At 35.5% G+C, this 11,432-nt stretch carries 17 protein-coding genes; 8 read left to right on the top strand and 9 right to left on the bottom strand.

Features of this window, described 5'->3' with window-relative positions; translation table 11 throughout:
- Positions 1-14 precede the first annotated feature (14 nt).
- From gcvT to B3P23_RS19340, 6 genes are all read right to left on the bottom strand, one after another.
- Positions 15-1,094: a glycine cleavage system aminomethyltransferase GcvT gene (gcvT, locus tag B3P23_RS19365; protein ID WP_045755529.1), complete on the bottom strand. Its 1,080-nt coding sequence runs from the start codon at positions 1,092-1,094 to the stop codon at positions 15-17.
- 84 nt (positions 1,095-1,178) lie between these two features.
- Positions 1,179-1,997: a DUF6929 family protein gene (locus tag B3P23_RS19360; RefSeq protein WP_293928862.1), complete on the bottom strand. Its 819-nt coding sequence runs from the start codon at positions 1,995-1,997 to the stop codon at positions 1,179-1,181.
- 2 nt (positions 1,998-1,999) lie between these two features.
- Positions 2,000-2,683, bottom strand: a complete 684-nt coding sequence (locus B3P23_RS19355; protein ID WP_094771828.1) for a pseudouridine synthase — start codon at positions 2,681-2,683, stop codon at positions 2,000-2,002.
- Between the two features lie 6 nt (positions 2,684-2,689).
- A complete protein-coding gene (locus B3P23_RS19350; RefSeq protein ID WP_293928858.1) occupies positions 2,690-3,058 on the bottom strand; it encodes a DUF4359 domain-containing protein in 369 nt (122 codons plus the stop codon).
- Positions 3,059-3,136: 78 nt separating this feature from the next.
- A complete protein-coding gene (locus tag B3P23_RS19345; RefSeq protein WP_094771830.1) occupies positions 3,137-3,622 on the bottom strand; it encodes a DUF4112 domain-containing protein in 486 nt (161 codons plus the stop codon).
- Entirely contained in the window at positions 3,622-4,329 is a 708-nt protein-coding gene (locus B3P23_RS19340; protein ID WP_248755101.1) for an SIMPL domain-containing protein, read from the bottom strand. The genes B3P23_RS19345 and B3P23_RS19340 overlap by 1 nt, the downstream gene beginning before the upstream one ends.
- 160 nt (positions 4,330-4,489) lie before the next feature.
- On the opposite strand from B3P23_RS19340, the gene B3P23_RS19335 reads away from it, so the two are divergent.
- Complete coding sequence (locus B3P23_RS19335) at positions 4,490-4,681, top strand: cold-shock protein (protein WP_038695072.1); 192 nt, start codon at positions 4,490-4,492, stop codon at positions 4,679-4,681.
- 165 nt (positions 4,682-4,846) lie between these two features.
- Here B3P23_RS19335 and B3P23_RS19330 read toward each other — a convergent pair whose 3' ends face one another.
- Positions 4,847-5,026: a hypothetical protein gene (locus tag B3P23_RS19330; RefSeq protein WP_248755100.1), complete on the bottom strand. Its 180-nt coding sequence runs from the start codon at positions 5,024-5,026 to the stop codon at positions 4,847-4,849.
- Between the two features lie 48 nt (positions 5,027-5,074).
- On the opposite strand from B3P23_RS19330, the gene B3P23_RS19325 reads away from it, so the two are divergent.
- Positions 5,075-5,323: a hypothetical protein gene (locus tag B3P23_RS19325; RefSeq protein ID WP_045754223.1), complete on the top strand. Its 249-nt coding sequence runs from the start codon at positions 5,075-5,077 to the stop codon at positions 5,321-5,323.
- 3 nt (positions 5,324-5,326) lie between these two features.
- Here B3P23_RS19325 and recO read toward each other — a convergent pair whose 3' ends face one another.
- Positions 5,327-6,049, bottom strand: coding sequence for a DNA repair protein RecO (recO, locus tag B3P23_RS19320; RefSeq protein WP_045754224.1), 723 nt, complete (start codon positions 6,047-6,049; stop codon positions 5,327-5,329).
- Between the two features lie 2 nt (positions 6,050-6,051).
- Positions 6,052-6,276 (bottom strand): signal peptidase, encoded by a 225-nt coding sequence (locus B3P23_RS19315; protein WP_293928850.1) that lies wholly within the window; start codon positions 6,274-6,276, stop codon positions 6,052-6,054.
- A gap of 216 nt (positions 6,277-6,492) precedes the next feature.
- Between B3P23_RS19315 and rpmB the strand changes: the two genes are divergently transcribed.
- The 6 genes from rpmB (at position 6,493) to bshC (ending at position 11,395) form a co-directional block, all read left to right on the top strand.
- The gene (rpmB, locus tag B3P23_RS19310) at positions 6,493-6,726 is read left to right on the top strand and encodes a 50S ribosomal protein L28 (RefSeq protein WP_045754226.1); all 234 of its coding nucleotides are present in this window, start codon (positions 6,493-6,495) and stop codon (positions 6,724-6,726) included.
- An 81-nt stretch (positions 6,727-6,807) separates the two neighbouring features.
- Positions 6,808-6,990, top strand: a complete 183-nt coding sequence (gene rpmG, locus B3P23_RS19305) for a 50S ribosomal protein L33 (RefSeq protein ID WP_002998409.1) — start codon at positions 6,808-6,810, stop codon at positions 6,988-6,990.
- 47 nt (positions 6,991-7,037) lie between these two features.
- Positions 7,038-7,205: a DUF4295 domain-containing protein gene (locus B3P23_RS19300; RefSeq protein ID WP_084405346.1), complete on the top strand. Its 168-nt coding sequence runs from the start codon at positions 7,038-7,040 to the stop codon at positions 7,203-7,205.
- A gap of 167 nt (positions 7,206-7,372) precedes the next feature.
- A complete protein-coding gene (ftsY, locus tag B3P23_RS19295; protein WP_045754227.1) occupies positions 7,373-8,335 on the top strand; it encodes a signal recognition particle-docking protein FtsY in 963 nt (320 codons plus the stop codon).
- Positions 8,336-8,349: 14 nt separating this feature from the next.
- Positions 8,350-9,684: a 30S ribosomal protein S12 methylthiotransferase RimO gene (gene rimO, locus B3P23_RS19290; protein ID WP_094771833.1), complete on the top strand. Its 1,335-nt coding sequence runs from the start codon at positions 8,350-8,352 to the stop codon at positions 9,682-9,684.
- A gap of 121 nt (positions 9,685-9,805) precedes the next feature.
- Positions 9,806-11,395 carry a bacillithiol biosynthesis cysteine-adding enzyme BshC gene (gene bshC / locus B3P23_RS19285; protein ID WP_260947649.1) on the top strand — a complete coding sequence of 530 codons (1,590 nt, stop codon included), beginning with the start codon at positions 9,806-9,808 and terminating at the stop codon, positions 11,393-11,395.
- Positions 11,396-11,432: the final 37 nt, after the last annotated feature.

Raw genomic sequence — 11,432 nt, 5'->3', positions numbered from 1 at the left:
CCTTTTTATTAATATTATTTTACAAATGGTGGTTTAACCACTTTTGCTTTTATACTTTGGTTGCGTATACTGACGAAGATTTCTGTACCTTCTTTAGCGAAAGCATTATCTACATAGCCTAAACCGATTGATTTTTTTAATGTAGGAGACTGTGTTCCAGAAGTAACACGGCCGATTTTATTTCCTTCGGCGTCTACGATTTCATAGTCATGACGGGCAATACCGCGATCAATCATTTCAAATCCAACTAATTTTTTCTTGATACCAGCTTCTTTTTCAGCTTTTAGATTAGCTGAGTTGACAAATTCTTTCGTGAATTTTGTTACCCATCCTAATCCACCTTCTAACGGAGAAGTTGTATCATCGATATCATTACCATATAGACAGAATCCCATTTCTAAGCGCAGGGTATCACGAGCACCTAAACCAATTGGTTTAATCCCGTAAGGAGCACCAGCTTCGAAAATCGCATCCCATACTTTTTGAGCATCTTCATTAGCAACGTAGATTTCAAAGCCACCTGCACCTGTATATCCCGTAGCAGATACCAATACATTCTCCACTCCAGCAAATTTGCCTTTAGCAAAAGAATAATACTCCATTGAAGCAAGTTCGATATCTGTTAAAGACTGTAATGCATCAGCTGCTTTTGGACCTTGTACAGCAAAAAGAGAAGTCTCATCAGAGATGTTTTTCATGTCAACACCAAAGCTGTTGTATTTTGTGATCCAATTCCAGTCTTTTTCAATATTGGAAGCGTTTACAACAAGAAAATATGTGTTTTGGTCGATGCGGTAAGTTAAAAAGTCATCTACTATACCACCAGTTTCATTAGGAAGATAGCCATATTGTACTTTACCATCATATAACTTGGAAGCATCATTAGAAGAAACTGCCTGAATGAGGTCTAGCGCTTTCTCTCCTTTTAGAATGAATTCGCCCATGTGACTCACGTCAAACACACCTACACCTGTACGAACAGTTTCGTGTTCATCATTGATGCCCGAATATTGAACGGGCATGTTGAAACCTGCAAAAGGTACCATTTTCGCTCCTAAAGCGATATGCGTATCCGTAAGGGCAGTATTTTTGATCATAATACGATAAGTTTTATTTATTTACAAATTTACAAATTAAACATTGATTTTAGCTTAAAGTTTAGTATTTGTGCAATCGATTTACTGATCTAATGTCAATGAATAAATCACAGTCTCTGCTTTATCATCATCTTTGTCCTCACAAAGTAAAAACGTCAATTTCCCATTTCCCTGTTCTTTTAAAGTTATCCCTTCAAATTTATGCTTACCTGGGATATGAATGGTATCGAGGCTCTTCAAATCGTTTCTTTTGAATTTGCCTAGTATGGTTCCTGCGATTTCTCCATCCAGATAGGTCGAATTTGAAGCCTCAGCTGCTGCGATAAAGTAAACGGTATCATCTACGAGTATGGCATCTGTAAAAGCGGTTTGAACTTGATCAATCAAGGGGAGAGACACGGCACTGAAACTGCTTTCGTGATGATTCAGCTTATTGATCTTGAAAATACCGTTTTGGGCCTTTTGACCATTTCCACGGTTAAAAAGCCAAATTTCATCATTCGTATGAATAACTCCCTCAATATTAAAATTATCTTGATCTACCTGAAATTTCTGCTGGAGATCATGGTATACTTTACTGAAGTCTTCTGTATGCACTTCTTTTTGATAAGTAAGGCGGATATTACGATTGAAAGTTGATCCTGATCCATAGATGTAAAATCGATTTTGATCGAATGCAATGGCTTCAAAATCTGGTTTTTTAGCTTTAGCAATATTTTCTAAATCGCCACAGGTTTTATCCAGTTGGATTTTGGATAATTGGCGGTTGTCTAATGAAAAATCATATAAATATTGGCTATTATCTGCAATTAAGTAAAGATGGTTATTTTGATAGATCAATCCCGAGGCAGCACTAATCCCAGTTATAGTTAAGAAAAAGTCTAAAATTAAATTTTTCATCGTCAGTTTTCAAGATTTAACAAGGTCAAAACTCGCTGAAATTCGGGTTGTAATCCTGCCTGTATAGTTATTATATTTTGCGTCTTCGGATGTTTAAATGTTATTTCCGAAGCATGTAACATCATGGTATCCATTTCAAAATTTTCCTTCCAAAATTTATTTTGTTTATTACATCCATGTGGACGGTCCCCAATAATCGGATGGAAGATGTGTGCAAAATGTTTTCTTAATTGATGCATTCTTCCTGTCGTCGGATTAGCTTCAACCAAACTATAGCGTGAGGTTGGAAATTTTCCTGACGAGAATGGCAGTTCTGCTTTAGCGATGGTTTTGAAATTGGTTTGTGCTTCCTGCATGACGCCATTATCTTTTTTTAGCGGATAGTCAATAAGCATTTCTTCGGGAGCATGACCTCTTAAGACAGCGATATATCTTTTATCTACGAGCTGGTTTTGAAAGAGTTGTTGGAGCTCTTTGTCCGTTTCTTTATTTAACGAAAATAAGAGTATGCCGGCAGTCTTTCGGTCTAGTCGATGCGCAGGGTACACGGGCTGACCAATTTGATCTCTTAGCAGTTGAAGCGCAAATTCGGATGCGTCCCGTGCAATAGAAGAACGGTGGACGAGCAGGCCATGTGGTTTATTAATCGCAATAATATCTTCGTCTTGGTATAGTATTTCTAACATATGGCATTATCTTGTTTTGATATGGGCGATTATTTCATCTGCTTTTTCATCAATTTTAGGGCTTAACCAAATATGATCAAAAGCACCGATACCGATGGTATTATCTTTGCCGTCCCATTTAATCTTTGTTAATGAGAACAGATAATAATTTGTTACGACCACATTTTTTGAAACGAAATCTTGTAAGACATCCCTCCCTAATAATTGCATTCCCAAATCAAATATTCCTTGTTCTTTTTTTCCTAATTGTTTTTTTAGTAAATATTCGGCTTTTTGTTTTACAACGATCTCATGTTGTTCTTTTTTTGGATTTGTCCAAATTGCGACAACAGCAACAATGAGGATTAACCATATAAAAATTCTTTTTTTATTCATATTTACGGAGTTGTAGGTACAAAAATAGCGTTTATACTTTCATATAAACGCTATTTTGTCATCTTAATATACAGGGTGTTAAAAAAATAAATTCCAAACCCATTCTCCGGCGATCCATAGGAAGTAAATAGTCCCTACAAAAAACACGAGTATAATTGTTAAAATTCCTAATAGTAGCCAAATGGCAGATCCTTGATGTTTGTTTTCGTAATAATGCTCTTTCATCAATTTAATGTTCTTGGTATTGGCTTTATTAAAAAAGTCAAACACATTCCCAAAAACGGGTATGGCTCCAAAAATTGCATCAACTGAAATATTGATGAGCATCTTGACGACCAGTTTTGAACTGGCACCATTTCTCCACATGACCATTACTAGAACAAATGAAGTTCCAAAGCTGGCAATTGTTCCTGCAAAAGGTACAAAGTTAAGAATCGGATCAAGACCAAAGCGGAATCCAGCTATCTGAAAGTTATTGTCCATCAGCCAAGATAGCCTTTCGACCCATCCGAAATCGTGGTCTCTTCTTTTTTCTTTGTCAGCTAAAGATAGATTTCTCTTCATTACAATATTTCAAAAGATGCATTCACTTCACTTGTAATTTTGATTGGTTTAATGTCTAAATCTAAGTTTTCAGCAGCTTGGTCAGATTCCATTGCTCCTGACTTGAATGATGCTGACATTACACGAGGTGAATTGAAATAGATCATCTGTGGACTTTCTGATAAAAGAATTGCTTTACCAACTTTTTGACCAGCAGCTTCGGCTAAGATTTTGGCATTGTCCATGGCATCTTTAACCGCTTTTACTTTTAATGTTTTCTCCAATTCTTTCTTTTTTGAATAATCAAGTTCGCTGATCACTGTACTTTGAATGCCTGCGGCATCAACTCCGTCGAATAAATCATTTAACTTATTTAATTGGGTTACTTTGATACGGTATTGGCGAGATAGCAAAATATCTGTTTCTTTTTTCTTTTTAGTCGTATAATTGGTGCTGTAAATGTTTTGGATCGTAAAATCTTTTTTCTCAACACCTATATTTGTTGCAGATTGAAATAATTGTTTTTCCAAATTTTCGATCGTTACTTTTTTCTTCATGTTGCCATCTTGATAAAATTCTTTCAAAGTGACATTTATATAAATAATATCTGGAGTAACTTCTTCTTCCGCTCTTCCGATGGTACTGACCATATCTTTATTCATCATTTGTTGTGCTTGTAAACTGTGTACAGATGCAAATAGCATTAATCCTAACAATAATTTTTTCATATCTTTTCTATTTTAATACTTGTTTTCAAAAATCGATCCATTGTTTGTTTCTATTGATGTAGACGCAGTTTGTGCGAAGTAGTTTAATGGAAAAAAAATTAAAAAGTTTAAGGATTTTGATTTTTTTTAAATATCTTTAAGAAATTTAATACAATAAACAATGCAAGAAGGAGTAGTAAAATTCTTTAATGAAACCAAAGGTTTCGGTTTCATCATTCCAAATTCAGGCGAGAGCGAAATTTTCGTTCACGTTTCTGGTTTAGTAGACAAAATTCGTGAAAATGACAACGTTTCTTACGAAGTTGAACAAGGTCGTAAAGGTCTTAATGCGGTAAATGTAAAAGTTATCTAATCAGATTTTAAGATATATTTATTGTAGAAAAGCCCGATTTCCGAACGAAATCGGGTTTTTTTATAACTCCATTTTGCCTGTTATGAAATCGAATGAGTATCGAAAAGCCCTGTATATTTCTTGGACCATCATTTCAATCTTTCTTATTCTTTTTTTAGTGCTGTTCTATCTGTTAGATAATTCGCTATTACTTGCTACTGCTCCGGTATGTCCTTCCAAGTTGAAAGGATCTACCTGTTTTCTTTGTGGTATGACTCGCGCCTTTCTGAGTATCAAGGAGGGACAGTTTGTCGTCGCACAACAATTTAATGGGGGTAGTGTGATTTTGTTTTCGTTGATTTTCATAAATTCTATTATCTTTATAATAGAAAAAATTATAAACCTAAAAAAAATATGAGAATTGCTGGATTAGTATTGGGTATCCTATCCTTAATCGGGATGTTGATTGCATTTATACCCTGTCTAGGGTGGTTAAATTGGCTTAATATACCTTTCGCCGTTGTTGGTCTTATCGTCAGTCTGATCGCTTATAATGATGTCACGATACAGCCGAATAACCAGCCAAAGACGGGTATCATTCTATGTGCGATAGCTATTGTGCTGGGTGGCTTTCGATTGCTTGTCGGTGGTGGTATTTTTTAGGGATCAATGAAATATCTCTTCTAAGATATAAAGCGATTTTATTTCTTTGAAATTGGTCAGATGCAGTCTGTAAAAATCAATTATTTTTTCTAAAAGTATTTGACGGTCTTTTGTGCTCATCTTGATTTTTTCAGAATAATTGAATTCTGTAGCCATCAATTTTCTAAACAGGGAAGTGTGCGGTTCTTGCAGTACATAAGGGTGCTCAGGTAGTTGATTGGAGAATGTGGCTGCTTCTAAATTAAAGTAAGGATAATCTTTTGTGGATTCAACAGGATAAAATCCTAAGAATCTACTCAAGTTAATTAAAAATACCAAATGAAAGTTAGCCAGATTTGTTTCGGATTCATCCAGCCATAGGATAGCTCTGAAAAGATATTCAAATAGATAAGGATCTCCTGCCTGTTCCCGTAATATTTTATAGAGCACCTCGTTGAGAAACATCGCTAGTGAGCTTTTAACGATATCATAGGGGATCGTTTTTAAAGGAGGTACTTGATGGGCTTCAGTGATGCGATGTAGGCTGTTGTTTTCTTTAAAAGTTACAACCATATCTAAGGGATGCAATGCTTGTAAAAAGCCGGATCTAATTTTTGCTTTTGGTTTGCGGGCACCATTGACCAGATACGACTGCAAACCAAAATGTTCTGTATAGATTTGTGCAACAACACTACTTTCAGAATAATTGGTCGATTTTAATACTATTCCTCTTGTTTTATGAAGCATATTTAATTGTTCTTTTTTCCTTTTCGCATTTCTAGTAGACTGGTTCTATCGATTTTTCGAATCAGTCGGTAGAAGATACGAAGGAATCCAATAGCAAATGAAATTACGCCTAGAATCATGACAGGTTTATACCAGTTGTTTTTTAACTGCATGAGGTAATAACCCAAAAGAATGAGTAAAATAGCAAGTATAATTTCTAATAGTCCTCGGCGTAGATATTTATTCATAATGTTTACAAATGTGAATTGTTGAAAACTATTTTCTTTGATTTAGCAAATATAATATAATTAAATGCATTATTTTTGCCATTACTAAGACCTGAATATTTATTTTTTTAAAAATAAATCCTTAAAATTGTTGCATTTAACAAAATAAATATAGATATTTGCACACTCTTTGCAAAAAGATATATTTAAATTAAGACAACAAAATAACATAATATCATGTCAAGAATTTGTGATTTAACAGGCAAAACAGCAATGAATGGATATAATGTATCTAATTCTAACGCTAAAACAAAACGTAAATTTTACCCAAATTTGCAAACAAAACGTTTCTTCATTCCAGAAGAAGATCGTTGGATTACATTAAAAGTTTCGACTTCGGCGATTAAAACGATTAACAAAATTGGTATCACTTCTGCTATCAGTAAGTTCATTAAAAAAGGATCAATCTAATTGATTTTTCGCCTGTTGCATAAAATATCATTCATGAATTTCAATCCTATCATTTTTTAGGATTCAAAATAAAGTAAAACAATGGCTAAAAAAGGAAATAGAGTACAAGTTATCTTAGAATGTACTGAACACAAAGAAAGTGGTCTTCCGGGAATGTCTCGTTACATCACTACTAAGAACAAGAAAAATACTACTGAGCGTTTAGAATTGAAAAAATTCAACCCAGTATTGAGAAAAGTTACTGTTCACAAAGAAATTAAGTAATTCACATCTTGGTTGCTGAGTAGGCGCTAAGTTAAAATATTAATACCATGGCAAAGAAATCTGTTGCATCGTTACAAAAAGGTGGCGGTAAAGAATATACAAAGGTTATTATTACAACTAAATCAGCTAAAACTGGAGCTTATACTTTCAAAGAGGCTATGATCCACAACGATAAAGTAAAAGATACTTTAGCACAGGCTGCAAAAAATAACTAGTAATTTTCCTTTTTTAAAGTTTTTCTTTAAAAAGAATTCAAAAATAGCCGTTTTGGTATCTACCGAAAGGGCTTTTTTTGTTGGTTTCAAATATCTATCTTTGACTCTCAGTATTTAAACTGATTCGAAGATAAATAATAACGTATTCATAAGCGGAACATATATAAATGGGATTATTCGATTTTTTCAAGAAGAAACAAGAAACTCCTGAAGCGCAAGAAGCTTTAGATAAAAGTTTGGAGAAGACTAAAGAAGGTTTCTTTTCTAAAATTACAAAAGCAGTTGTTGGTAAATCAACTATCGATGATGATGTTTTAGATAATTTGGAAGAAATATTGGTAACCTCAGACGTTGGTGTGACGACAACTTTAAAAATTGTCGATCGTATTCAATCCCGTGTCGCACGGGATAAATATGTATCTACATCAGAGCTTAATACGCTATTGAAAGAAGAGATTCAAGAATTATTAGCAGAAAATAATAGTTCAGATTTTGAAAATTTTGAATACGGAAATCATAAGCCTTACGTCATTATGGTGGTGGGAGTCAATGGTGTAGGTAAAACGACGACCATTGGAAAACTTGCTCATCAGCTAAAAGCGGCAGGAAATAAAGTTGTTTTGGGAGCTGCAGATACTTTTCGTGCTGCTGCCGTGGAGCAAATTAAACTTTGGGGTGAACGTGTAGGTGTTCGTGTTGTCGCGCAAGCTATGGGTTCAGATCCTGCTTCTGTGGCATATGATGCTGTTCAATCTGCAGTGTCTAATGGCGATGATGTATGTATCATCGATACTGCGGGTCGTCTTCATAATAAAGTAGGCTTGATGAATGAATTGGGGAAAATAAAAAATGTCATGCAGAAGGTCGTTCCTGGTGCACCGCATGAAATTCTACTGGTTTTGGATGCCTCGACGGGTCAAAATGCCATAGAACAATGTACCCAATTTACACAAGCGACAGATGTCAATGCGTTGGCATTGACGAAGCTGGATGGTACCGCAAAAGGTGGGGTAGTTATCGGCATTTCCGATCAATTTAAAATACCTGTAAAATATATTGGTGTCGGTGAGAAAATCGGCGATTTACAGTTATTCAACAAAAAAGAGTTTGTGGATTCGCTGTTCAAGTAATCCACATCCAGTGTATGAAAACAAAATATAGCAAGGCTGTAGAGCCAAAATCAAAACCTCGTGTAAATGTGGTTACATTAGGTTGTTCTAAGAATATTCACGATAGTGAAGTTTTAATGGGACAATTAAAAGGTAATCAAATTGAAGTCGTACACGAGGCGACTAATATTCAAGAAAACGATATCGTTGTCATCAATACCTGTGGTTTCATCGATAATGCCAAACAAGAGTCCATCGACACCATCTTGCAGTTCTCTGAATTGAAAGATGAAGGGAAAATAAATAAAGTGATCGTAACAGGATGCCTTTCGGAGCGTTATAAGCCTGAATTGCAGTCTGAGATCACAAATGTAGATGGATATTTTGGAACAAATGATTTGCCAGATCTGTTAAAATCTATTGGTGCAGATTATCGTCATGAATTGTTGGGTGAGCGTATGTTGACGACTCCCTCGCACTATTCGTACTTTAAAATCGCCGAAGGATGTAATCGTCCATGTTCATTCTGTGCCATTCCTTTGATGCGTGGCAAGCACGTCTCAAAATCTATTGATGACTTAGTAAAAGAGGCAAAGTTCTTAGCTTCTAATGGTACTAAAGAATTGATTTTGATCGCACAGGACTTAACCTATTATGGTTTGGATATCTATGGTAAACGTAATCTTTCTGATTTGATGCGCCATTTATCTGATGTGGATGGGATCGATTGGATTCGTTTGCAATATGCTTATCCTTCTGGTTTCCCAATGGATATACTTGATGCGATGAACGAGCGTTCTAATATCTGTAATTATTTGGATATGCCTCTTCAACATATTTCTGATCGTATGCTGACTTCGATGCGTCGTGGTACGAGTAAGCAGAAACAAATTGATCTGGTTAATAAAATCCGTGATAAAGTTCCTAATATCGCCTTACGTACGACATTGATCTGTGGTTATCCTGATGAAACGGAGCAAGATTTTCAAGAGATGTTGGAATGGGTTGAAGAAACACGTTTTGATCGCTTGGGATGTTTTACGTATTCACATGAAGAAAAAACACATGCGCACTCTTTGGAAGATAATGTTCCTGATGAAGTGAAACAAGAGCGTGTAGAAGCGATCATGGAAGTGCAACAAGGAATATCTTTTGAAATTAATCAAGAGAAAATCGGCAATACATATCAGGTATTGATTGACCGTGTTGATGGTGATTACTTTATCGGAAGAACGGAATATGACTCTCCTGAGGTCGATAACGAAGTTGTGCTTGATGCAAAAACAAATTATGCCCGTATCGGAGACTTTGTACAGGTAAAAGTTGACCGTGCAGAAGACTTTGATTTATATGGATCTATTGTCAAATAATAACGATCCAATTGTTGCTTTTATTCGTAAACAGTACATTTGTGCGCAGAGAAAATAAATTTGCTTACTTTGTATAGCAATTATGTATCTTAATCTGTGTTTAGTGCAAATGTAACTACGAATGAAAGCAACTTATATAGACTATAGTGAAACCAACAGCTTTTCTAAAACACTTCTTGCTTATTTAAATCAGGATCAGGCCTTAACTCCTTTTGTGGGAAATTGGCCTACAGTTGCTGGTTTTGAAAAGCAGATTAAAGAAAAAAAACCTTTTCTCTCGCGTACACTTTTAGTTGACCGACTAAAAGCGCAGTATGGAGATCTCTTAACAACGTCTCCTCAAGTTTCTGCTCATATTGATAAGTTACTGTTGGAAGATACGTATACTATCACGACAGGACATCAACTTAATATTTTTACTGGGCCTCTTTATTTTATATTTAAGATCATTACAGCCATTCGTCTGGCAGATGATCTAAAAGTAAAGTTTCCGGATAAGGAATTTGTTCCGGTCTATTGGATGGCTACCGAGGACCATGATTTTGCAGAAATCAATCATACAAAACTTTCAGGGAAGAAGATCGTATGGGATACCCCTGCGGTATCGGCTACAGGAAGGATGGATACGGCCTCTATCGTTGAGGCTGTTAAACAATATAATGGTGTTTTAGGACTTTCTGAGAATTCTTGTAAACTCACCCGTATTATTGAAGATGCTTATCTTAAACATGAGCATTTAGCGGATGCTACCCGATATATGGTCAATGAGCTTTTTAAGAAGTTTGGATTAGTGATCATTGATGCTGATGATGAGCAACTTAAAGCTGTTTTCAAACCAATTATTGCCGATGATATTTTAAATGAAAAAAGCTTTAAGGCCATTGAAAAGACGTCTCAGGAATTGGAGGAAGCAGGATTTGCGACACAGGTGCATGCTCGAGAAATCAATTTCTTTTATTTGACAGATGATTATCGAGAGCGTATCGTGCTGAATGACGATGGTCGATATGAGGTGCTCCATCAGGATCTATATTTTACAAGAGCTGAATTGGAGCAAGAGATCGATCTTCATCCAGAGCGCTTTAGCCCCAATGTGGTGATGCGTCCAATGTATCAAGAGATCATATTGCCCAACCTAGCTTATATTGGTGGTGGTGCCGAGATGGTCTATTGGATGCAGTTAAAAGCTAATTTCGATCAATATGGTATTGATTTTCCAATTCTGATCCCTCGCAATTCGGCGATGATCACAGAGGACAATGTCGTTTCTAAGATATTTAGACAAGATCTTACGTTTAAAAGTATCTTTCGAGATAGTGAAATCCTTAAAAAAGAATTTGTGCGTAGACAGACCAAGCATCGTTTGAATTTAAATGATGAGTGGATGGAACTGAATGCGATCTTTGGTAAAATAAAACTCCGTACACATAAGATCGACCCAAGCCTTGCTCCAAGTACCGAAGCGATTAAAGCACGCTTAAAAAAGGCCATCAATAACTTGGAAAAAAAATTAATGCGTGCTGAAAAGCGTAATCATAAAGATGCATTGTCAAATATTGACCATATTAAAGAGCGTCTATTCCCAGGAGGGGGCCTGCAAGAGAGGTCCGAAAACTTTGGTTTACTTTATGTGAAATATGGTGATTCCCTATTTGATGAGTTATATAAACATTTTAATCCTCTGGATTTTAAATTCACTATATTATATTAAAAGCCAGCATTTAGCTGGCTTTTTTCATTTATAATTT

This window comes from Sphingobacterium sp. UBA6320 (assembly GCF_002440335.1).
In the GTDB taxonomy this organism is placed as follows: Bacteria; Bacteroidota; Bacteroidia; order Sphingobacteriales; family Sphingobacteriaceae; genus Sphingobacterium.
This window is presented reverse-complemented; position numbering and strand designations above follow the sequence as displayed.